Annotated in this window: 21 protein-coding genes; 12 read left to right on the forward strand and 9 right to left on the reverse strand. The window is 66.8% G+C overall.

Going from position 1 to position 22,661, the window contains the following annotated elements; translation table 11 throughout:
- Window positions 1-92: 92 nt before the first annotated feature.
- From I7X18_RS27500 to I7X18_RS27520, 5 genes are all read left to right on the forward strand, one after another.
- Window positions 93-494, forward strand: a complete 402-nt coding sequence (locus tag I7X18_RS27500; RefSeq protein WP_232375349.1) for a flavin reductase family protein — start codon at window positions 93-95, stop codon at window positions 492-494.
- A 50-nt stretch (window positions 495-544) separates the two neighbouring features.
- Window positions 545-2,047, forward strand: a complete 1,503-nt coding sequence (locus I7X18_RS27505) for an MmgE/PrpD family protein (RefSeq protein WP_193045614.1) — start codon at window positions 545-547, stop codon at window positions 2,045-2,047.
- 159 nt (window positions 2,048-2,206) lie between these two features.
- Window positions 2,207-3,439: an alpha-hydroxy acid oxidase gene (locus tag I7X18_RS27510; RefSeq protein WP_193045613.1), complete on the forward strand. Its 1,233-nt coding sequence runs from the start codon at window positions 2,207-2,209 to the stop codon at window positions 3,437-3,439.
- A 32-nt stretch (window positions 3,440-3,471) separates the two neighbouring features.
- Window positions 3,472-4,365, forward strand: coding sequence for an alpha/beta fold hydrolase (locus I7X18_RS27515; RefSeq protein WP_193045612.1), 894 nt, complete (start codon window positions 3,472-3,474; stop codon window positions 4,363-4,365).
- Window positions 4,362-4,853 (forward strand): Lrp/AsnC family transcriptional regulator, encoded by a 492-nt coding sequence (locus tag I7X18_RS27520; RefSeq protein WP_193045611.1) that lies wholly within the window; start codon window positions 4,362-4,364, stop codon window positions 4,851-4,853. Before I7X18_RS27515 ends, I7X18_RS27520 begins: the two co-directional genes overlap by 4 nt.
- Window positions 4,854-4,911: 58 nt before the next feature.
- Here I7X18_RS27520 and I7X18_RS27525 read toward each other — a convergent pair whose 3' ends face one another.
- From I7X18_RS27525 to I7X18_RS27550, 6 genes are read right to left on the reverse strand one after another with little or no spacing between them, the layout of a single operon-like run.
- Window positions 4,912-6,288 (reverse strand): MFS transporter, encoded by a 1,377-nt coding sequence (locus I7X18_RS27525; protein WP_193045610.1) that lies wholly within the window; start codon window positions 6,286-6,288, stop codon window positions 4,912-4,914.
- On the reverse strand, window positions 6,285-7,358 hold the full coding sequence (locus tag I7X18_RS27530; RefSeq protein WP_193045609.1) for an ABC transporter ATP-binding protein: 1,074 nt from the start codon (window positions 7,356-7,358) through the stop codon (window positions 6,285-6,287). Before I7X18_RS27530 ends, I7X18_RS27525 begins: the two co-directional genes overlap by 4 nt.
- A complete protein-coding gene (locus tag I7X18_RS27535; RefSeq protein WP_193045608.1) occupies window positions 7,355-8,389 on the reverse strand; it encodes an ABC transporter ATP-binding protein in 1,035 nt (344 codons plus the stop codon). The genes I7X18_RS27530 and I7X18_RS27535 overlap by 4 nt, the downstream gene beginning before the upstream one ends.
- Window positions 8,386-9,348, reverse strand: coding sequence for an ABC transporter permease (locus tag I7X18_RS27540; protein ID WP_193045607.1), 963 nt, complete (start codon window positions 9,346-9,348; stop codon window positions 8,386-8,388). The genes I7X18_RS27535 and I7X18_RS27540 overlap by 4 nt, the downstream gene beginning before the upstream one ends.
- A 3-nt stretch (window positions 9,349-9,351) precedes the next feature.
- Entirely contained in the window at window positions 9,352-10,392 is a 1,041-nt protein-coding gene (locus I7X18_RS27545) for an ABC transporter permease (protein ID WP_232375350.1), read from the reverse strand.
- Window positions 10,389-12,023 (reverse strand): ABC transporter substrate-binding protein, encoded by a 1,635-nt coding sequence (locus tag I7X18_RS27550; RefSeq protein WP_193045606.1) that lies wholly within the window; start codon window positions 12,021-12,023, stop codon window positions 10,389-10,391. The genes I7X18_RS27545 and I7X18_RS27550 overlap by 4 nt, the downstream gene beginning before the upstream one ends.
- Window positions 12,024-12,389: 366 nt before the next feature.
- Between I7X18_RS27550 and I7X18_RS27555 the strand changes: the two genes are divergently transcribed.
- From I7X18_RS27555 to I7X18_RS27570, 4 genes are all read left to right on the forward strand, one after another.
- Complete coding sequence (locus I7X18_RS27555; RefSeq protein WP_193045605.1) at window positions 12,390-13,226, forward strand: SH3-like domain-containing protein; 837 nt, start codon at window positions 12,390-12,392, stop codon at window positions 13,224-13,226.
- 68 nt (window positions 13,227-13,294) lie between these two features.
- Window positions 13,295-13,957, forward strand: coding sequence for a thiocyanate hydrolase subunit gamma (scnC, locus tag I7X18_RS27560; RefSeq protein WP_226863442.1), 663 nt, complete (start codon window positions 13,295-13,297; stop codon window positions 13,955-13,957).
- Window positions 13,958-13,964: 7 nt separating this feature from the next.
- Window positions 13,965-14,318 carry a thiocyanate hydrolase gene (locus tag I7X18_RS27565; RefSeq protein ID WP_193045603.1) on the forward strand — a complete coding sequence of 118 codons (354 nt, stop codon included), beginning with the start codon at window positions 13,965-13,967 and terminating at the stop codon, window positions 14,316-14,318.
- A 61-nt stretch (window positions 14,319-14,379) separates the two neighbouring features.
- Window positions 14,380-16,914, forward strand: coding sequence for a DEAD/DEAH box helicase (locus I7X18_RS27570; RefSeq protein ID WP_193045602.1), 2,535 nt, complete (start codon window positions 14,380-14,382; stop codon window positions 16,912-16,914).
- 65 nt (window positions 16,915-16,979) lie between these two features.
- Here I7X18_RS27570 and I7X18_RS27575 read toward each other — a convergent pair whose 3' ends face one another.
- On the reverse strand, window positions 16,980-17,696 hold the full coding sequence (locus I7X18_RS27575; protein ID WP_193045601.1) for an NUDIX hydrolase: 717 nt from the start codon (window positions 17,694-17,696) through the stop codon (window positions 16,980-16,982).
- 18 nt (window positions 17,697-17,714) lie between these two features.
- Window positions 17,715-18,791 (reverse strand): threonine aldolase family protein, encoded by a 1,077-nt coding sequence (locus tag I7X18_RS27580; protein ID WP_193045600.1) that lies wholly within the window; start codon window positions 18,789-18,791, stop codon window positions 17,715-17,717.
- Between the two features lie 58 nt (window positions 18,792-18,849).
- Between I7X18_RS27580 and I7X18_RS27585 the strand changes: the two genes are divergently transcribed.
- From I7X18_RS27585 to helR, 3 genes are all read left to right on the forward strand, one after another.
- Window positions 18,850-19,134: an ArsR/SmtB family transcription factor gene (locus I7X18_RS27585; protein WP_193045599.1), complete on the forward strand. Its 285-nt coding sequence runs from the start codon at window positions 18,850-18,852 to the stop codon at window positions 19,132-19,134.
- Complete coding sequence (locus tag I7X18_RS27590; protein ID WP_193045598.1) at window positions 19,131-19,517, forward strand: VOC family protein; 387 nt, start codon at window positions 19,131-19,133, stop codon at window positions 19,515-19,517. The genes I7X18_RS27585 and I7X18_RS27590 overlap by 4 nt, the downstream gene beginning before the upstream one ends.
- Window positions 19,518-19,619: 102 nt before the next feature.
- The gene (gene helR, locus I7X18_RS27595; RefSeq protein WP_193045597.1) at window positions 19,620-21,791 is read left to right on the forward strand and encodes an RNA polymerase recycling motor ATPase HelR; all 2,172 of its coding nucleotides are present in this window, start codon (window positions 19,620-19,622) and stop codon (window positions 21,789-21,791) included.
- Here helR and I7X18_RS27600 read toward each other — a convergent pair.
- Window positions 21,775-22,602 (reverse strand): SDR family oxidoreductase, encoded by an 828-nt coding sequence (locus tag I7X18_RS27600; RefSeq protein ID WP_193045596.1) that lies wholly within the window; start codon window positions 22,600-22,602, stop codon window positions 21,775-21,777. The two genes, helR and I7X18_RS27600, sit on opposite strands and share 17 nt — an antisense overlap.
- Window positions 22,603-22,661: the final 59 nt, after the last annotated feature.

The raw sequence follows: 22,661 nt of genomic DNA on the forward strand, positions 1-22,661 counted from the left end.
ACGCCGAACGTGACGCGTCGCGACTGCGGAGGCTCTACAGTCGGTACCCGACCGGAGTAGCCGCGGTCTGCGCTGTACGCGATGGCCAGCCTGTGGGAATCGTCGCCACTTCCTTCACCCCGGTGTCCATGGAACCCGCGTTGGTCTCGATCTGCGTTCAGCACATCTCGACCACATGGCCGCAACTCTCGCGCGACGGCCATCTCGGGGTCTCCGTGCTCGCGGAAGGTCACGCCGACATGTCCCGCCAGCTTGCGGCCAAGAACGTCGATCGCTTCGCTGGACTGACGTGGTTTGGCAGCGATTCCTCTGCACTGTTCCTAGCGGACGCAGCAGCATGGCTCGACTGCAAGATCGTCTCATCGATTACCGCCGGCGATCACAACGTCGTTCTCATGGAGGTCAAAAGTGCTGCCTGTGACGAGACCGTATCGCCACTGATCTTCCATGACAGCCGGTTCCGATCAATGCTCGCTGATGACGATCGCACCTAGCCGCCGCTGCGGACCTTCGCCGAGCAGCCCCGACGACGCAGCGGTGACTCATGCGTGACCACGATGGACGCACCCGACGTAGCACCGAACACTCACCCCGTGAGGGCCACCTGGCCTGGAAGATCGCCGAACTGGCTGCAGACCCTGTGTCGGTGCCGGCCGCGACCCAGGCGATGGTCATCAACCGCATCATCGACAATGCCGCCGTTTCCGCCGCCTCGGTGACGCGACGCCCCGTGACGGTTGCGCGGGCCCAGGCGCGGGCACGCCGGAAGACGCCGGGCGCCGCAGTCTTCGGTGTCGAGGGAACATACTCACCGGAGTGGGCCGCCTGGGCCAATGGGGTTGCGGTGCACGACCTCGAACTCCACGACACGTTCCTGGCCGCCGACTTCACACACCCAGGTGACAACATTCCCGCCCTGGTGGCCGTGGCCCAGCAGACCGGACTCCGTGGCGCGGATCTGGTCCGAGGTATTGCGACCGCCTACGAAGCGCATATCAGCTTGGCCCGGGGAATCTCTCTGGGCGACAGAAACCTTGAGCATGTAGAACATGCGGGGCCCTCAGTTGTAGCGGGTCTGGGCACCATGCTGCGGCTGCCCCCCGAAATGATCTATGCCGCCATCGGGCACGCCGTGCACCTGACGACCGCCACCCCACAGTCCCGTGAAGGGCTGCTGTCTGGCTTGAAAGACCACGCCCCCGCAGCCGCCACCACGGTCGCGATCGAGGCCGTCGACCGGGCCATGCGCGGCGGGGGCTTCCCGGCCCCGATCGGGGAGGGTGAAGACGGCGCACCGGCCTGGCTGCTCGGCGGCCCCGACCCCAGCTATCAGGTGCCGCTGCCCGAACCGGGCGAACCGAAGCGGGCCATCCTGAACAGCTACGCCAGAGAGCATTCCGCCGCGTACCAGAGCCAAGCCCCGATCGACTTGGCTTTCCGTATGCGGGGACAGATCGGCGACCTCCGGGAGATCGAGTCCATCGTCTTGCACACCAGCCATCACACCCATGTGGTGATCGGCAGCGGGTCGGGAGACCCCGGCAAGTGGGATCCCGATGCGTCCCGGGAAACCCTGGATCACTCGGTGATGTACGCCTTCGCCGTGGCACTGCAGGACGGCGCCTGGCATCACGAAAGGTCATACCTTCCCGATCGGGCGCACCGGCCCGACACCATCGAGCTGTGGCGCAAGATCTCCACCGTCGAGGATCCCGCGTGGACCCGCCGCTACCACTCGTTCGATCCGGCTGACAAGGCCATCGGTGCGCGGGCGGAAATTACTTTGCGCAGCGGCGCGGTGATCGTCGATGAGCTCGCCGTCGCTCATGCACACCCGTTGGGCGCTCGTCCATTCGAGCGCAAACAGTACATCGCGAAGTTCACCGACCTCGCCGACGGCGTCATCGACAGGCGAGAACAGCAGCGCTTTTTGGACGTTGTGTCGTGCCTTGGAGACCTCAAGCGGGGGACGCTGGGCATGTTGAATCCGATTGTGGACCAGCGACTCTTGGACGAAGCGTCCACCATCTACGGAATTTCCCGGTGAGCGCGATCATCGCAAGTCCATCCCCGGTGGCCGAGAATCGCGTCACTCTCGCCTCCGCTCAACCCGTGAGTTCTCCGGCCCATCGGTCCCAAGGAAGCTCGCTGGGGCCCGGCGACGTTGCGCAGCTGCCCGAGCTGCCGAGACACTGAGGAGCTCCCCGTGCCCCACCGCCAGCTGCCTCGGCTTCGCGACGCGACGCCGTTGCTGCAGCTCCGCCGACCGGTGTTCAACCCCGTCGCGCGTCGGTTGTCGGCAGCGCTGACGATCGAGGATCTCAGGCGTATCGCGAAGCGCCGCACCCCGAAAGCGGCGTTCGATTACACCGACGGTGCTGCCGACGAAGAGCTGACGCTTGCGCGCGCACGGGAAGCCTTTCGCGACATCGAATTCCATCCGACGATTCTGCGCGACGTTGCCACGGTCGACACCTCCGTTGATGTGCTGGGCGGTCGTGCCGCGCTGCCGTTCGGTATCGCGCCGACCGGCTTCACCCGGCTCATGCACACTGACGGTGAGACTGCCGGCGCACGGGTCGCAGCCGAGGCTGGCATCCCGTTCTCGCTGTCCACTCTCGGCACCCGCTCGATTGAAGAGATTCATGCAATAAATCCACAGGGTCGCAACTGGTTTCAGCTGTACATGTGGAAGGACCGGGAGCGGTCGGCGGAGCTGTTGCAGCGGGCCTTGGCTGCGGGGTTCGACACATTGCTGGTGACCGTCGACGTGCCCGTCGCCGGCGCGCGACTGCGGGACACCCGCAACGGCATGTCGATCCCGCCCATGTTAACCGCGAGGACTGTGCTCGACGCGATACCGCGCCCACGATGGTGGTTCGACCTGCTGACGACCGAACCGCTGTCGTTCGCGTCGCTGGATCGCTGGTCGGGCACCGTGGCGTCGTACGTGCAATCAACCTTCGATCCCTCTGTCACGTTCGAGGATCTTGCGTGGATTAATCGCCACTGGCCGAACAAACTCGTGGTCAAAGGTGTTCAGACACTGGAAGACGCCAAGGCGTTGGTAAATCTTGGTGTGGACGGCATCGTGCTGTCGAACCACGGCGGCAGGCAACTCGATCGTGCACCGGTGCCGTTCCACCTGCTGCCGCAGGTGGCCCGTGAACTCGGAACCGACACCGAGATTCTCTTGGACTCCGGCATCATGTCCGGTGCCGACATCGTCGCAGCCGTCGCCTTGGGCGCCCGCTTCGCCCTCATCGGCCGTGCCTACCTGTACGGTCTGATGGCCGGCGGCGAGGCCGGGGTCCGGCGAACCGTCGAGATCCTCAGCGGCCAGATCACCCGCACCATGCAGTTGCTCGGGGTCACGTCGCTGAGCGAACTGACGCCACAGCACGTCACTCAGCTACAGCGAATGCGCCTGCGCCAGTGACTTTCTCAGAAACCAGTCGAACAGGAGAAGGCGTGGCAGACCGCGAGATCTGGCAAGTCAATGAGGTGGAGCTCGCCGTCCGGGCGGTCGGGCACGGACCCTTGGTGGTGCTGGCCCACGGTTTTCCTGACCTCGGAATCACCTGGAGGCTTCAGGTGGACACGCTGGTCGAAGCGGGATACCGGGTATTGGTGCCGGACCTGCCCGGCTATGGCGACAGCTCCAGACCCGCTACCCGGGCCGCGTATACGGCGTCGGCCATCGGTTTGGACCTCATCGGGTTGCTCGACCATGAGGGCGTCGCGCAGGCGCACATTGTCGGACACGACTGGGGTGCAGCGAGTGTATGGCCACTCGGCCTGACCCACGGCGACCGGCTTCTGTCGCTGACCGGTATCAGCGTGCCCTACGTGCGGCCGACTTCTGCGCCACCGATGTCCATGGTCCGATCCCGGTTGGGCGAAGATTTCTACCAGGTTCGGTTCCAGGACGACTCTGCCGCGGGACAACTCCAACAGGACGTGCGACACACCATCGCAGCGGCATACAGCGAACGCTTTCACAGCATGGGCAACAGCAACGACTCTGTGCGAGCGCCGGACTGGCTACCCCAGCCGATCTTCGAACGCTACGTCGCGACGTTCCGCGCCACCGGCTTCGATGGGGGTCTTGCCTACTACCGCAACATCGACGAGAACTGGCGCCAGGCTGTCGCACTCGGCGAACACCCAATCACCTGCCCGTCGCTATTCATCACCGGAAGCGCTGACCCCGTAGCAGAGTTCATGCGCGTCGAGGCCGGCGCGTCAGCCTTCGCCGATCTCCGGACAGTCGTCGTCGACGGCGCGGGCCACTGGGTCCACCAGGAGGCACCCGTCGACGTGAACCGCGCACTCCTGAAGCATCTCGAACGGGCGGTCTCGTGACCAAGAAAGTGCGCGTCGACGCGATCGACGCCAAGATCATCAAGGCCCTCAGCGATGACCCCCGGGCTACCGTCATCGCGTTGGCGGACACCACCAAGCTGTCACGCAATACCGTCCAGGCGCGCCTGACCAAGTTAGAGCACCAGGGTGGTGTACTCAGATCGTTCGAGCGCCGAGTCGACCCTGCCTCGCTCGGATACCCGCTTACTGCCTTCATCCTGACCCGGGTGACCCAGCGCAAGCTCGCGCAGATCGCGTCCGCCCTCCAGCAAGTTCCCGAAGTAGTCGAAGTGCACGGTCTAGGAGGAGTCACCGACATGTTGATCCACGTGGTGGCTCACGAGGCCGATGACCTGTACCGGGTGGCCGGCCGCATTCTCGATATCGACGGCGTGGAACAGACCACCACCTCGTTGGTGATGCGCAAGCTGATCGACTACCGGATCACACCGTTACTCAACGAGATCACCAGCGACGCCGGCAAGTAAGCGTCATTTGCCTGGAGGCGGAAAGGGTCTCGCAGATGATCGATGGCGCCGGCGTGACTCAGCGGGAAATGGACGGCGCGGGGAGGCCCCAGGCGTTGCCCTGCTCCCGGTCGAGCGGGGTGATCCCCTTGTTCTTCAGCGCGAAGATGTAGACCAGCAGGCTGACGCCGATCACCACCGTCACGTACACGATGAACAGACCGATGCGGTCGGCTGACTTCGCCCCCTGGTACAGCAGCGGCGCCGTTCCGCCGAAAGCCGAGTTCGCGAGCGCGTAACCCAATCCGACGCCCAGAGCGCGGATCTCGGCGGGGAACAACTCCGCCTTCACGATCGCGTTGACCGAGGTGTACCCGGTCAGGATGACGTAGCCGACGGCGGTCAGCGCGAACGCCGTCAGCGGCGAAGAGGTCTGCGGCAGGAACGTCAGGAGCACGTAGGTGTAGAGCACGCCGCCGACGCCGAAGAAGATCAGCAGGGGTTTTCGGCCGACCCGGTCGCTGAGCAACCCGCCCAGCGGTTGCAGCAGCATCAGGAAGATCAGGCCCAGCAGGTTGATCCACGTTCCGGTCAGCGCCCCTTCGGATCCGAAGGTCGACTTCACGATCGCGGGTGCGTTGATCGTGTACGTGTAGAACGCGACCGTGCCGCCCGCGGTGATGAGGAAGCACAGCAGCAGCGCACGCCAGTGCGTGGTGAACAGCGTCTTCATCGATCCGGCTTCGGGGTCCCTGCCCTCACGGATCGCCTCGAGGTGCTCGTCGCTGAGCGACTCGTCCATCGAGCGCCGCATCCACAGCACCACCAGTGCCGCGATCCCGCCGATGAAGAAGCCGATCCGCCATCCCCACGCACTCACGGCTTCGACATCGAGGACGCTCAGCGCGATGAGGAGGGTGAACTGCGCCAGCACGTGCCCACCCACCAGGGTGACGTATTGGAACGACGACAGGAAGCCGCGCCGGTGCGGGGTGGCGGCTTCGGACATGTAGGTCGCCGAGGTGCCGTACTCACCACCGGTGGCGAATCCCTGAAGGAGGCGGGCGAGGATGAGGATCACCGCCGCCCAGTAGCCGATGACCTCCCGCGTCGGCATGACGGCGACCAGGAATGAACACGACGACATCACGGTGATGCTGACCATCAACGCGGCCTTGCGCCCGCGGCGGTCGGCGAACCGGCCGAAGAACCAGGAGCCCACCGGCCGCATGATGAACGTCACCGCGAAGATGGCGTAGATGTACAGGGTGGAGTTCTCGTCGTCCTGGTCGAAGAACTGCGCCTCGAAGTACGTCGCGAAGACGGTATAGACGTAGACGTCGTACCACTCGACGAGGTTTCCCGCCGACCCCCTGACGGTGTTGAGGACCGCCCGCCGGGTGCTTGTCGGAGCCCGTGTCGGACCGGTCACGGACGGCGTCTCCCCATCGCTCATCCGGGGGACGATAACGGAATGTGTCGCCTGTCGCGACGGGTTGGCGGAGATCCCCCGGTCGGGGCGAGCGCGGTGGCCGCGTCGACGTTGCGCGGGTGGTGGCAGGCCGCCAGGTGCCCGGTGCCATGGTCCAGCAGGGCGGGCTCGTCGACGGTGCAGACGTCGGTGGCGAACTGGCACCGAGTGTGGAAGTGGCAGCCGGGCGGCGGGTCGCTCGGGCTCGGGACGTCACCCTCGAGCACGATGCGCTCGCGGGCGGTGTTGCGCCGCGGATCCGGAATCGGGACCGCCGACAGCAGAGCGTTCGAGTACGGGTGCACGGGGGCGCGATACAGATCGCCCGCGTCCGCGCTCTCCACCACCTTGCCGAGGTACATGACCGCGACCCGGTCGGAGACGTGGCGGACCACACCCAGGTCGTGGGCGACGAACAGATAGGACAGCCCGAATTCGTCCTGCAGATCCTCCATGAGGTTGACGATCTGCGCCTGCACCGAGACGTCGAGGGCCGAGACCGGCTCGTCGGCGATGATCAGCTTGGGTTTGAGCGCCAGGGCGCGCGCGATGCCGATGCGTTGGCGCTGCCCGCCGGAGAACTCGTGCGGAAACCGGTTGTAGTGCTCGGCCTGCAGACCGACCCGGTCGAGCAGATCCTGCACCCGGCGCTTCACCTCGGCACCGCTGGCAAGGCCGTGCATTTCGATTGGGTCGCCGATGATCTGGCCGATGCGCCGCCGCGGATTCAGCGACGCGAACGGATCCTGGAAGATCATCTGCATCTGGCGGCGCACCGGCCCTAGCGCGCGCCGGGAGCGGCCCACGAGTTCCTCACCGGCGAACCGCACCGAACCCGACGTCGGGGCGGTCAGTTGCAGGATGGCCCGGCACAGAGTCGATTTCCCGCAGCCTGATTCGCCGACCAGCCCGACCGTCTCCCCCTCACGCAGCGTCAGGCTGACACCGTCGACGGCGCGGACCCGGCCGACCTCCCGGTCGAACACCACGCCCGATTTGATCGGGAAGTGTTTGACCAGATCGGTGACTTCCAGCAGCGGATCACCCTTGCTCACCGGTTCACCTTGCTTCCCAATCCGATTCGTCCGTCGACCTCGCGCAGTTCGGACTTGTGCACCGGGGTGAGCCAGCACCGGTCCAGGTGTGTGCCGGCCTCCGATGCCCTGGCCTCCAGCGGCGGGATCTCGGCGCACTTGTCGAACGCATGCGGGCAGCGCGGGGCGAAGCGACACCCGGTCGGAGGGTCGAGCAGTGACGGCGGCAGCCCGGCGATCTGCGCGAGCCGTTCGGGCCGTGGCTGATCCAGGCGCGCCAGCGAGCCGAGCAGCCCCCAGGTGTACGGATGCTGCGGGTTGTAGAAGATGTCGTCGAGCGTGCCGTCCTCGACGATCTGCCCGGCGTACATCACGAGCACCCGGTCGGCGACCTCGGCGACGACACCCAGATCGTGGGTGATCAGCACGACCGCCAGCTGCCGCTCACGGTTGAACTGGTCGATGAGCCGAAGGATCTGCGCCTGCACGGTGACGTCGAGTGCGGTGGTGGGTTCGTCGGCGATGAGCACCTCGGGCTCCAGCGACAGCGCCATCGCGATCATGACGCGTTGGCGCATCCCCCCGGAGAACTCGTGCGGGTACTGACCGACCCGCCGTTCCGGGCTGGGGATCCCGACCAGCCGCAGCAGGTCGACGGCCTGGGCGAGCGCGTCCTTCTCGGAGATGTCGCGGTGGGCCCGGATCATCTCGGTCATCTGGTCACCGACCCGGTAGACCGGGTTGAGCGACGTCATCGGATCCTGGAACACCATGGCCATGTGCTCGCCGCGGATCCCACGCAGCTCGTCGTCGGAGAGGCCGGTGATCTCCCGGTCGCCGAACCGCACGGACCCCTCGATGGTGGTGTTGGGTGCGCGTGTCAGACCGATCAGCGTCTGAGCGGTGACGCTCTTCCCCGAACCCGATTCACCGACGATGGCCAGGATCTCCCCGGGCGACAACTCGAACGAGGCGCCGTCGACGGCCCGCACCACACCGTCTTCGGTGGCAAAGCTGACGCGTAGATCGCTGACCGCGAGGATCGGGTTCATGCCGGTGCCGCCTCTCCCAATCGGATTCGTGGATCGAGGACGGCGTAGAACGTGTCGACGATCGTGTTGAACAGCACGATGAAGAACGCGCCGAACATCGTCACTCCCATCAGTGGAGGCAGGTCGAGGGCACCGATCGCCTGCCCGGCGTAGAGGCCGACACCGTTGAGGTTGAACACCGTCTCGGTGAGGATGGCGCCGCCGCCGACCACCGCACCGAAGTCCAGGCCGAAGAGGGTGACCACCGGGATCATGGAGTTGCGCAACACATGCCGGACCCGGACCTGTCGCTCACTGAGCCCCTTGGCCCGCGCAGTACGCACGTAGTCCTCGTTCATCGCGTCGAGCATGTTGGAGCGCAACACCCGGCTGTAGAACCCCACGTAGAGCACCGCGAGGGTGATCCACGGCAGGATCAGGTGATACAGCCAGTCCAGCGGATCCCTGGTGAGCGGGATGTATCCGCTCGTCGGGAAGAGCTGGGCCTTGAAACTCAAGTAGTACAGCAGGATTGCGGCCAGCCAGAACACCGGCATCGAGATGCCGACCAGCGCCAGGATCGTCAGCGCGCGGTCGGTGATCTTCCCCGCGTGCACCGCGCTCAGGTAGCCGAAAGCCACTGCCAGGACCATCCACAGAACTGCGGCGCCGATGCACAGCGAGAGGGTCGCCGGCACACCCTTCCAGATCTGTTCGACGACATTCTGTGAGCTCGCGTACGAGGTGAGCTCACCGGTGAAGATCTGCTTCATCATCGCCAGGTACTGCACGGGCAGCGGTTGATCGAGCCCCAGGTCGGCGCTCACGCGGGCGATGAGTTCGGGGTTGGCGTTCTTGCCTGCGATCCGCGCGGCCGGATCGGAGTTCGGGATCACGTTGAAGATCAGGAACACCACCACCGAGATGGCGAACAGCACCGCGATCATCCCGATCACGCGGCGGGCGATGAATCTGGCCACGGCCTAGTGCTCCATCCGCAGCTTCGCCCGCGGATCCAGGGCGTCCCGCAGACCGTCACCGAACACGTTGAGCGCCAACACCGTCAGCATGATCATCAATCCGGGCACGATCGTCAGATGCGGTGCGGTGTAGATCGTCTGGTAGCCGTCGGCGATCATCGTCCCCCATGACGCGTTGGGTGCGCGCACCCCGGCGCCGAGGAACGACAGCGCCGACTCCAGCAGCATGTTGTTGGCGATGTTGAGCGTGAAGAAGACGATGATCGTCGATGCCACGTTGGGCAGCAGTTCGGTGTACATGATGCGGATCGGTCCTTTGCCCTGGGCGACAGCGGCCTCGACGAACTCCTTCTCGCGCAGCGCGAGGATCTCGCCGCGGATCGGCCGCGCCATATAGGGGACGTAGACCAACCCGATGATCAGGATCGGGATCCACAGCGAATCACCGGCGATCTGCGCCGGTCCGATCTTGAGCCCGCCCACGGCGAGCGCCGTGCCCAGCGCGATGCCGAGGAGCAGCACCGGGAACGCCCAGACGACATCCATGACCCGCGACAGCACGGCGTCCAGCCACCCGCGGTAGTACCCGCACAGCAGCCCCACGAGAACGGCCAGCACCGTGGTGAAAAGCGCTGCGACGACGCCGATGTAGATCGAGGTGCGCCCGCCGTACATCAACCGCACCATCACGTCGCGGCCGTTCTGGTCGGCGCCGAGCAGATACTGTCCGCGCAGGCCCGGGCTGATCGGGGTGCCGTCCGGCGAGACGACACTGACCTCCTGTCCGTCCACCAGGATCTTGTCGGTGATGTGGTTCTGGTTCGGTCCGGTGTGCGCGACGTGGTCCGCCCACAGCGGCGCGGCCAGACAGAACACCACGATCAGGACGAACAGCACCCCGAAGGCCAGCGCCATCTTGTTGCGCCGCAGCCGCAGCCACGCCAGATACCACGGGCTGCGTCCCCGAATCCGGGCTGCGGGCACCCCAGCCGGCAGCGGTGGGTCGGCGAGGACCTCCACCTCACCGGCAGGAACAGTCGTCACTTCAGCGCGAACGAGCTGTAGTCCTGGTGGAACAGCAGGTGGTGATAGCTCTTGTCGAAGTCCATCCGCTCCGACAGGAATGTGGTGAACTCCTCGTTGCCGTAGGGCGCCCACACCGCCTGTTCCATGTAAGCCCGGTCCAATGCGGCGTACTGGTTCTCGACGTCATCCGAAAGCTGCTCCTGGAGAAGCTCGTTCATCTTGGCGTCCAACTCCGGCAGGTTGACCCGCGAGTAGTTGTTGCCGTTGGTCGGCAAGATGCTCGCACCGTTGAGCAGCGGGCGGAAGAAGTCGTCGGGGTGCGGAAAATCCTGGAACCAGTTGCCGAAACCGGTGTCGAGGTCCGGTGTCGACTGGTTACCGATCGTCGTGAAGTACACGTCACCGGCGATGACCTTCAACGTGGCATTGAAACCCAGTTGGTTGAGGACGTCGTGGTAGTACTCACCGATACGCTTGCGGTCGGGCTCGTCGTTGGTCCAGACGGTGATGTCCCGGTCGACCGGATTGGCCTCGGCGATCAGCTGTCTGGCCTTGTTCATATCCGGTCCCGGATAGAGCTTGTACTCCTGGTAGCCGGGCATCCCCGGCGGCAGGATCTGCTGGGTCGGATGCATACGGCCACCGAAGATGCGGTTGAGCGCCTCCGGGTCGATGGCGTAGTTGATCGCCTGACGCACCCGCAGGTCGCTGAACGGGGCCACCTGGTTGTTCATCCAGAAGTAGTAGGTGTCGATGGATTCCTCCATCCGGAAGCGGTCGGAGAACCGGGACTTCACCTCGGCCAGCCGGTCGGCGTCGGGCGGATCGGTCATGAAGTCGATGGTGTTCTGCTCGACACCGGTCACCTGCGCGCTGTTGCTCTTGTTCTGGGTGATGGTGATCTTGTCCACCCCGGCGTCGGCGACCTCGGTCGCGCCGGCGTCCTTGACGGTCTGGAACTGCGGATTGCGCTCCAGCGTCATGGTCTGGGGCGCTTCGACGCTGGTGATCATGAACGGTCCGCTGGACGGCGGCGGATTGTTGGTGGCGTCCTGGTCCAGCGGCGTGCTCGGCGACACCGGCGCTGCGAAGGACAGCCCGAGGACCTTCTCGAAAGTGCCGTTGGGCTCGGTGAGCGCGATCGTGATGTCACCGGTGGCGTCGTCCGTGGTGATCCCACTGATCGTGTCGGCCCTGTCGTCGGCGTACTCGGCGGTGCCGACAATGGGCCCGAAGAACACCGAGCCACCCGAATCGGCCTTGAACAGGCGCTGGATCGCGTAGGTGAAGTCGGAGGCCTTGATCGGCGTGCCGTCGGAGTACTTCATCCCGGACCGCAGCTTGAGCTTGTAGGTCTTGCCGTCGGGCGAGACCTCGGGCATGTCCTGCGCCAGGCCGGGCACCACCTCCGTGCCCTCTTCGCCCTCGACGTGCTTGTACGTGAGCAGCGGCACGTACGTGTTGTACATGACTTCCCAGCCCTCCACCGTGTAGGACAGCTGGGGATCGATGTAGTCGGGGAACGAGGTCATCGACACGTTGATGTCGCCGCCGCCGCCGGAGCCGCCGCCGCTGTCGTCACCTCCGCAGGCCGTCACGCCCGACGCCGCCAGCACTGCGACGGTCAACAGCGTCGCCAACTTCTTCATATCGCTCCCGTGGGCCGTTCGGATTGGATCGTTTCAATCTGTCATTTTTTTCGACTAGGGAGCATCTTGCGGGAAAATTGTCGGTTGGCAAGTCGAGGCTCACAGGGAGTTCGCAGCCAAGCAGTTTCAGCAACGCGACACATCGCCCGGGTGCGCGTTCGTGACCAGGTGGCGGTTTCAGGGCGAATTTTCCGCCGTGCGGTCACGAACGCGAGCGGGCGACCGCTCAAATCCGTTGCCGGAGAGCCGATGTCCAGAAACGGATTACACCGCTTGTCGGCGTGGCTCAGAATAACTGTTGACGCGCGGCGCGCAGTCGCTCACCGTCGCCCGACCCGCACATCCCGCGCCACAAGGGGAACATCCGTGAGTACATCAGCCCAGCGCGTAGCGCAGTTGGATCTCGTCGCACGGCTCAAGTCGGCGTATCCCGAACTCCCGGACGCCCCGACACCCGATCAGCTCGACCACGGACGCATCACGGCGTATCTCAAACCCGTGCATGACGTCGGCGGTGAACCCGACGCACCGCACGACTTCCTGAACAAACAGGAAGAAGCGTGGGAGGAAGCCATCTACGTCACCTGCGAGGTGCTGGGGTGGCGCGGCATCTGGTTGTCGGAGGAGCGGCGCCGAATCGGCAATGTCGACGTCGGACGGGCGCAATACCTCGGCCTGCCCTACTACGGGCGCTGGGCCCTGGCGGTCGCCCGGGTGCTGGTGGAGAAACACCACATCGGCCTCAGCGAGCTGTTCGAGCGCATGGCCGAGGTCAAGGGGCGCTACGCCGGCGGTCTCGACGGCCAGAAGCCCCAGGCGCAGCCGAAATGCGAGGGCGACGGCGCCGAGGTTCCGCGCAACAAAAACCACCAACGCGCGGTCGGCAAAGGCGATCCGCAGGTCTACGCGGGACTCGCCCCGCCGGCGAAGTTCGCCGTCGGCGACAAGGTCCGCGTCCGCGAACTGCCCGTGCTGTTCTACACCCGCACCCCCGAATACGCCCGCGGCGCCACCGGGGTGATCGCAGAGGTCTCCTACGAGAGCCCGGCCGCCGAAGACGAGACCTGGGACCGCGAGGTGACCCCGGAGTGGTTCTACATCGTGCGCTTCACCCAGTCCGAGTTGTGGCACGGCTACACCGGCACCGCGACCGACACCCTGCAGACCGAAGTGCCCGAGCGCTGGCTCGAAGCGGCGCACTGAACGCGAAGGACACCACCGTGAGCCACGACCACCCCCACGACCACGACCATGACCGGACCGTCAAACCGATGGTCGACGAGATCACCGACTTCGAGGTGCTCGAGATCGCGTTGCGGGAACTGTGCATCGAGAAGGGCATCTTCACCAGCGAGGACCACCGGCGCTTCACCGAGTACGCCGAACAGATCGGCCCCACGCCCGCCGCCCGTCTCGTCGCGCGGGCATGGTCGGACCCCGACTTCAACGAACTGGCGCTGCGCGAACCGATGACCGCCAGCAAGGAGGTCGGTGTCGACTGGCTCGAACCGACCGGCTTCGGCACACCCAGCGATTTCACCGCGTTCGAGATCCTCGCCGACACCCCGACCCTGCATCACGTCATCGTGTGCGCCCTGTGCTCCTGCTATCCGCGGCCCATTCTCGGCAACTCACCGGAGTGGTACCGCACCCCCAACTACCGCAGACGTATGGTCCGCTGGCCGCGTCAGGTGCTCGCCGAGTTCGGGCTTTACCTGCCCGACGACGTCGACGTCCGCGTACAGGACTCGAATCAGAAGCACCGTTTCATGGTGATGCCGATGCGTCCCGACGGCACCGACGGCTGGACCGAGGACCAACTCGCCGAGATCGTCACGCGCGATTGCCTGATCGGTGTCGCTCTGCCCAGGCCGGGCGTCACCACCAACGTCATCGTCGAGACCCGCCCTGCCGTCCACCCGATCGGTGGCTGAGGCCGCCATGCCCGCCGATCAGCCGATCGAGACCCTGTCGCGCATCGTCGAACGCGGTCAGGTGTGGCCGCACATGGCCGCCAAGTACGGTGTCGAGAATCCGGTGCCGCCGTGGAAGACCAGCCTCGACGGCCTCTGCGACGCACTGGACCACGGCGGCTGCGCCTCGGCGGACGTCCCGACCTTCAAGGAGCGCCGCGACGAGGAGGACGAACTGTCCGCAACGGTCTACGCCGGCCTCCCCTACCCCGAGAACCAGCTCGTCTCGCTGGCGCATTCGCTGCTCGTGCGCGGCGTCATCGACGAAGCCGAACTGCGGCAGCGCCTCGCCGATATCCGGGAGCGACTCGAAGCCACCTGACGGCGGCGATCACCCGGTCAGGCAGGCTGGACACTGTGCTGGCAACCCACCCCGACGCCCGATGACCGTGCCGCTGCTCGATGATCCGAGTGATCTGTCCTCCCTGCGCGCGCGAGGCACCGACCCCGACGAGCTCTTCAGCGCCTTCGCCGCATGGGCCGAGGCCGCCGGCACCACGCTGTATCCGGCGCAGGAGGAGGCGCTGATCGAGCTGGTCAGCGGGGCGAACGTCATCCTGGCGACGCCGACCGGTTCGGGGAAGTCCCTGGTGGCGACCGGCGCGCAGTACGCAGCGCTGGCGGCCGGACGGCGCAGCTACTACACCGCGCCGATCAAGGCGCTGGTCAGTGAGAAATTCTTCGCCCTGTGCGGGCTGTTCGGCGCGGAGAACGTCGGCATGCTCACCGGCGACGCCGCGGTGAACGCGGGCGCGCCGATCATCGCCTGCACCGCCGAGGTGCTCGCCAACATCGCGCTGCGCGAAGGCGGCGAATCGAACACAGCCAACGACATGATCGTGATGGACGAGTTCCACTTCTACGGCGACCCCGACCGCGGCTGGGCGTGGCAGGTGCCGCTGCTGGAACTACCCTGCGCGCAGTTCCTGCTGATGTCGGCCACGCTCGGCGACGTCACATTCCTGCGCGAGGACCTCACCCGGCGCACCGGCAGGCCGACGGCGTTGGTGGCCCACGCCGACCGTCCGGTTCCGCTGTTCTACTCGTATGCGACCACCGCGATGCACGAGACGATCGCCGACCTGCTCGAGACGAAGCAGGCGCCGATCTACGTCGTCCACTTCACCCAGGCCTCCGCACTGGAGCGGGCCCAGGCGCTGATGAGCATCAACGTGAGCACCAAGGCCGAGAAGGCGGCGATCGCGGATCTGATCGGGGCGTTCCGGTTCTCGTCGGCGTTCGGCACCACGCTGTCGCGGTTGGTGCGCCACGGTATCGGCGTGCACCACGCCGGCATGCTGCCCAAGTACCGGCGCCTCGTCGAACAACTCGCCCAGGCCGGCCTGCTGAAGGTCATCTGCGGCACCGACACCCTCGGCGTCGGCATCAACGTGCCGATCCGGACCGTCGTGTTCTCCGCCCTGTCGAAGTACGACGGCACGCGCACCCGGTTGCTCAACGCCCGGGAGTTCCACCAGATCGCCGGGCGGGCCGGGCGTGCGGGTTACGACACCGCGGGCACCGTCGTCGTGCAGGCCCCCGATCACGAGGTGGAGAACCTCAAACAGTTCGCCAAGGTCGCCGACGATCCGAAGAAGCGCCGGAAGCTGGTGCGGCGCAAGGTTCCCGAGGGCATGGTGCCGTGGAGTGAGTCGACCATGACACGGTTGGTGGAGGCCGTCCCGGAGCCGTTGCACAGCAACATGCGGGTGTCGACGGCGATGATCCTCGATGTCGTCGCCAGACCCGGCGATCCGTTCGAGGCGATGCGCCGGCTACTCACCGACAACCACGAACCCCGCAAACGCCAGCTGCAGCTCATCCGTGAGGCGGTCGGCATCGCCCGCTCGCTGCTGCAGGCCGGCATCATCGAACGGGTCGACACCCCCGACGGCAGACGCTACCGGCTGACCGTCGACCTGCCGCGGGACTTCGCCCTCAACCAGCCGTTGTCCACGTTCGCGCTCGCCGCCATTGAAGTGCTCGACACCGCGTCGGAAACGTATGCGCTGGACGTCGTTTCGGTCATCGAGGCCACGCTGGAGGATCCGCGCCAGATCCTGGCGGCACAACTGAAGAAGGCCAGGGGTGAAGCCGTGGCCGCGATGAAGGCCGAGGGCATCGAATACGACGAGCGCATCGAACTCCTCGACGACGTCACGTACCCCAAACCCCTCGAGGAGCTGCTCGAGCACACCTACGAGGTGTACCTGCAGAGCAACCCGTGGGCCGCCGACGGGCAGCTGTCCCCGAAGTCGGTGGTGCGCGAGATGTGGGAGCGCGCCTTCACGTTCCGCGAATACGTCAGCGTCTACGGGCTCACCCGCTCCGAGGGTGCGGTGCTGCGGTATCTGTCCGACGCGTTCAAGGCGCTGCGGTCCGGCGTGCCGGCCGCGGCCCGCACCGAGGAGGTCACCGACATCGTCGAGTGGCTCGGTGAGCTTGTGCGCCAAGTGGATTCGAGCCTTCTTGACGAATGGGAGCAGCTCACCAGCCCCGATCAGCCACTCGATCAACCGGTGGCGGTGCCTGCGCGCCCGCGCCCCCTCACCGGCAACGAACGCGCGTTCACCGCGATGGTCCGCAACGCGCTGTTCCGCCGGGTCGAACTGTTCGCCCGGCGCAACTGGACCGGCCTCGGCGAGCTGGACTCCGCGGCGGGGTGGACCGCGCAGCGCTGGGCGGAGGTCGGGGAGGAATACTTCGCCGAACACGACGACGTGGGCACCGGCGCCGACGCCCGCGGGCCCGCGCTGTTGATCGTCGACCGGCAACCCGGTGTATGGCGGGTGCGCCAGATCCTCGACGACCCGGCGGGCGACCACGACTGGGGTTTCGAGGTGGAGGTGGATCTGGAGGCGTCCGACGAGGAGGGCGTCGCGGTCCTGCACCTCACCGACGCGGGCCGCCTCGACTGACGTCGAAACTGCTGTGAGATCGCGAAATCTGGCGAAACCGTGACCTGGCAGCAGTCTCGGCGACGTTACTTCCAGGCGAACACCGGCTGCTCGAACTCGTCGACGCGGTCGGGGCGGCCTTCGAGGGCCAGCCACCGCAGCTGCAGCAGGACCGCACCCGTCGGCGCGTGGATCAGGTCGTTGCCCAACGGGATCTGCACCACCGGGCGCGGGCTCTCCGGGATGGTGACGAACCGCGGTGATTCGTCGCGCTGAAGCTGGTGCAGTCCGACCCGGTACACCGCCACCACCTCCGCCGGTGCCGGCCGCAGGTCCAGCCGGCCACCACCCCACACGACCACGGGCGTGATGACGTACCCGGAACGGGTCGGATAGTCGTCGAGCAGACCGAGTACCGCCGAATCCGGCAACGCGACGCCGACCTCCTCGTCCAGTTCGCGCAGCGCGGCCTCGATCACGGTCTCCCCCGGGTCGATCCTGCCGCCGGGCAGCGCCCACTGAGCAGCATGCGACGAGAGCCGGGAAGCCCTGCGGCACAGCAGGAACGCCGCACCTCCCGAGACGTCGGTCATCCGGCCGTCCAGCCCTGCCTCCATCGGCCGGCCGTCGATCCAGTCGTCGACGGGCGCCGGGTCCACCCGGTCCTCACCGAGCTCGGAGTCGACGAGCACGACCGCCACCGCTGCGTGCTTCTTCGTCGGATCCGTCACGGTGCGGCGGTCGTGATGCGCCAGGTGTGACCGGATGCGCTCGCGCAGCGCCTCGTCGTAGGTGATCGTCACCGTCCCACCGTACGGGCGTCAGCCGCGCCCGAGTTCCTTGCGGACGACGGCGACGAAGGCGTCGACGTCGGCCTCGGTGGTATCCCACGAGGTCATCCAGCGCACCTCGCCCCGGGCCCGGTCCCAGTCGTAGAAGCGCACCTGCTCGCGGATGCGGTCCGCGACGGCGGCGGGCAGCGTCGCGAAGATCGCGTTCGCGGCGGTGTCCTGGGTGAACGCCAGACCCGGCAGTGTGCCGTCTGCGATGCCGTCCTCGAGTGCCGAGCGCAACCGCGCGGCCATCGCGTTCGCGTGCGCCGCACTGCGCAGGCCGAGGTCGTTGTCGAAGAGGGCCAGCAGCTGCGCCGAGGCGAACCGCATCTTGCTGGTCAGTTGCATCGTCAGCTTGCGCAGGTAGGTCAGCCCGGTGGCGCGCTCCGGGGCGAGGACGACGACGGCCTCCACGCCGAGCAGGCCGTTCTTGGTGCCGCCGAGGCTGAGCACGTCCACTCCGGCGTCGGTGGTGAACTCGCGGAACGGCACGCCGAGCGCGGCAGCCGCGTTCCACAGCCGGGAGCCGTCCATGTGGACGGCCATGCCGTGGCCGTGGGCGAGTTCGGAGATCGCGCGCACGTCGGCGGGACGGTACAGCGTGCCCAACTCAGTGGTCTGCGTGATGCTCACGGCGAGCGGCTGGGCCCGGTGCTCGTTGCCCCAGCCCCACGCCTGCTGGGCGATCAGCTCGCCCGTGAGCTTGCCGTCCGGCGCGGGGACCGTGAGCAGCTTGATGCCCGTCACCCGCTCGGGCGCGCCGGCCTCGTCGGTGTTGATGTGGGCGGTCGACGCCGCGACGACCGCACCCCAGCGCGGCAAGACGCTGGTGAGCGAGATGACGTTGGCTCCCGTGCCGTTGAACACCGGGAACACCTCGGCCCGTTCGCCGAAGTGGTCGCGGATGACGTCGCGCAGCCGTGCGGTGTAGGCGTCCTCCCCATAGGCGACCTGGTGTCCTCCGTTCGCCGCGGTGAGCGCACTGATCACCTCGGGGTGCACTCCGGCGTAGTTGTCGCTGGCGAAGCCGCGCCAGTCGGGGTCGTGCAGTGCAGAGATCGTCACCGGGTAATCCTTCCACCGGCATTGACATGCAAGCAGGTACTTGCCTATCGTGACCGGCGTGGGTGACGTCTTCAAGGCCCTGGCCGATCCCACACGCCGGACGATTCTCGACGAACTGGCCGACCGGAACGGGCAGACGCTGTTCGAGATCTGCGCGCGCCTGACCACCAAACACGGGCTCGGCTCGTCGCGGCAGGCGATCTCGCAGCACCTCGATGTCCTCGAGGATGCGGGCCTGGTCGAGACCAGGCGCGAAGGCCGGTACAAGTTCCACGACCTCAACACCACGCCGCTCGAACCGATCGTCGAGCGGTGGCTGACGAAGAAGGGGAAATCCCGATGAGAATCACCCTGGCGAGCGTCCTCGTTGACGACCAGGACAAGGCGCTGCGGTTCTACACCGAGGCACTCGGTTTCGCACCGAAGCACGACATCCCGATGGGCCCGGCCCGGTGGATCACCGTGGTGTCCCCCGACGACCCCGACGGCACCGAGCTTCTCCTCGAACCCGACGGCCATCCGGCGGTCAAACCGTTCAAGGAGGCGCTCGTCGCCGACGGCATCCCGTACACCTCGTTCGCGGTGGACGACGTCGCGGCCGAATTCGAGCGGCTGCGCGCCCTGGGCGTGCGATTCACCCAGGAACCCACGGACATGGGGCCGGTGACCACGGCGGTGCTCGACGACACCTGCGGAAACCTGATCCAGATCGCCCACCAGAAATAGCGTTGCCGACCAGTCTATAGGGCGGGTGGGGACTTGCGGCAAGGCCGGGGTCATCCCCCAAAATGGCTGCCTCCGGCCGGAATTGAAGGTGGTGAGGTGGTCATGACGTGCTACGAGGACGAGCTGCGCTCCGAGCGCGACTACGTGACCGGGCTCTACACCCGGCTGGACACCGAACGCGCACGCGCGAAGGAGCGGTACGCCGCCGCGCTGCGGGGCGACGGCACGCTGGTCGAACGCGACGCCGAGGTCCGTGCGCTGGCCAAGGAGATGCAACGCCTCGACGTGGCCGACGACGGGTTGTGCTTCGGGCGGCTGGACGCGGTGTCCGGTGAGCGGCTCTACATCGGCCGCATCGGCATCTTCGACCGGGACAACGATTTCGAACCGCTGCTGCTCGACTGGCGGGCGCCGTTGGCGCGCGCGTTCTACGTCGCCACGGCCGCCCATCCGGAAGACATGCGCCGGCGCCGCCAGTTCCACACCCGTGGCCGGCGGGTGCTCGACTTCACCGACGAGGTCTTCGGCCGCCCGAGCGGCGACGAACGCGGTGGGGAGTCGGCGCTGCTCGCCGCGGTCAACGCACCACGCGGTGAGGGTATGCGGGACATCGTCGCGACGATCCAGGCCGAACAGGACGCGATCATCCGGCACGACCACACCGGGGTGATGGTGATCGAGGGCGGTCCGGGCACCGGCAAGACGGTGGTCGCCCTGCACCGTGTCGCCTATCTGCTGTACACGCAGCGCGCCCGCATCGAGCGCCACGGTGTGCTGGTGATCGGTCCCAACCCCGCGTTCCTCAACCACATCAGCCGGGTCCTCCCGTCGCTCGGGGAAACGAACGTCGTGTTCATGACCACCGGTGACCTGGTGCCGGGGCTGGCCGTCACCGCCGAGGACAGCGCCGCCGAGCTGAAGGGTTCGCTGAAGATCCTGGACGTGCTGTCCGCGGCCGTCGCCGACCGCGAGCGAGTGCCCGAGCAGCCGCTGGTGATCGAACTGCCCGACGTCACCGTTCAGATCGACGTCGACACGGCCAAGTGGGCGGTCGAGGAGGCCCGCGGAAGCGGGCTGCCACACAACTACGCGCGCAAGGTCTTTCGCGAGACCGTCGAATGGGTGCTCACGGAGCGCGCCGTCTCGCGGATCGGCCGGGGCTGGTTGTCGCGCTCGGACAAGGGCGCGTGGGAGGAGCTGCGTGCCGATGTGCTCGAAGACCTCGAGGACAGCGCGCAGTACATGGCGGCGCTCGACGAGCTGTGGCCGGTGCTCACCCCGCAGACCCTGCTGGCCGAACTGTACGAATCGCGGGAACGCCTGCAGGCGGCCGGCGCCGACGAGAGGTTGTGGCGCGCCGACGGCGCCGCGTGGACGGTGTCGGACGTGCCGTTGCTCGACGAACTGGTCGATCTGCTGGGCCGCGACACAGCGGCCGACATCGCCGCCGCGAAGGCGTGGGAGGACGAAGCCGACTATGCCGAGGGCGTTCTCGAATCCATGGTGGCCCACGAGGATCTGATGGACGACGAAGATGTACTCCTCGCCACGGATCTCCTGCACGGTGAGGACCTCGCGGACCGCTTCACCGAGCGGGACAACCGCGAGCTCTCCGAACGCGCTGCGGCAGACCGGGAGTGGACCTACCGCCATGTCGTGGTGGACGAGGCGCAGGAACTGTCCGAGATGGACTGGCGGGTACTGATGCGGCGCTGCCCGAGCAAGTCCTTCACTGTCGTCGGTGATCTCGCGCAGCGTCGCTCGCCCGCGGGGGCGCGGTCCTGGGCCGCGATGCTCGAACCGTACGTCCCAGGCCGCTGGGTCTACCGTTCGCTGTCGGTCAACTACCGCACCCCCGCGGAGATCATGTCCGTTGCCGCCGCGGTGCTTGCCGAATTCGCTCCCGATGTGGAGCCGCCCGAGTCCGTGCGGTCCACCGGGGTGGCGCCGTGGCGCCGGCAGGTCTCCCCGGGTGAGTTGGCCTCTGCGATCGAGGAATTCGTCCGCACCGAAGCCGACCGGGACGGTACGTGCGTCGTGATCGGACCGCCGGATGTGCCGGGCGCGGTGGCGGCGGCGGACGTCAAGGGCTTGGAGTTCGACGCGGTCCTGCTGGTGGAGCCGGAGCGGATCTTCGCCGACGGCCCGCGCGGCGCTTCCGAACTCTACGTCGCGCTCACCCGCGCCACCCAGCGTCTCGGCGTGCTGCACTGTGGCCCGCTACCGTCCGCACTGGCCGGGCTGAGCGAGCCGTCAATCACGCTTCAGCCGTAGGGAAGTCGGCTGTCGCCGCATCGGCGCGCTGCGAGGAGATCTCGGCCAGCCTGCCGATGAGCGTCTCGGTCATCAATGTCCAGGCGTCGGATCCGAGGACGAGGCGCCGCGGGGAGTCGTCGGAGTCGGCGGCGCGCAGGATCGCCGCAACCGCGCGCTCGGGGCTGACAATCATCTCCTCCTCGGGCGTCGGGGCAGCGTCGGCAGGTCCTCCCTGATAGGGCGGGCTGGGCGGAACGCGGTCGGCCGCATCGAAGAAGCCCGTGCGCACGACTCCGGGCTCGACGAGTGTGGTGCGGATCCCGAAGGGGGCTATCTCGGTGGACAGCGCGTCGAAGAAGCCTTCGATGCCCCATTTCGTCACGTGATAGAGCGAGAAGCCCGGGAAGGTGAGCTGTCCGCCCATACTCGACATCTGCATCAGCAGGCCGCCGCCCTGCGCGCGCAGATGTGGTGTGACCGCCCGCGCGAGTTGGATCGAGCCGGTCAGATTCGTCGCGATCATCTGGTCGATCTGTTCGTCGCTCAGGTCCTCGGCGGTGCCGAAGACGCCGTAACCCGCGTTGGAGACGATGACGTCGATGCGGTCGTGCGCGCCGAACGCCTCGTCGACGACCGCGCGGACCGCGGCGCTGTCGGTGACGTCGAGCGCCCGCCGCCACAGCCGGTCGCCGTGGCGCTGTGCCAGGTCGTCGAGCTGCTCCGGTCGCCGCAGTGTGGCCGCGACGCGGTCTCCCCGGGCGAGGAGTTGTTCGGCCAGCTCCCGCCCCATTCCCCGCGAGGCGCCAGTGATGAGCCAGGTCTTCGTCATGTCGAACCCTTCTGTCGTGTGCTTCCGAGGGGTACAACTCGTCAACCGGGCGGAAGGAT

The sequence above is a fragment of the Mycolicibacterium baixiangningiae genome (assembly GCF_016313185.1).
Taxonomy (GTDB): domain Bacteria; phylum Actinomycetota; class Actinomycetes; order Mycobacteriales; family Mycobacteriaceae; genus Mycobacterium; species Mycobacterium baixiangningiae.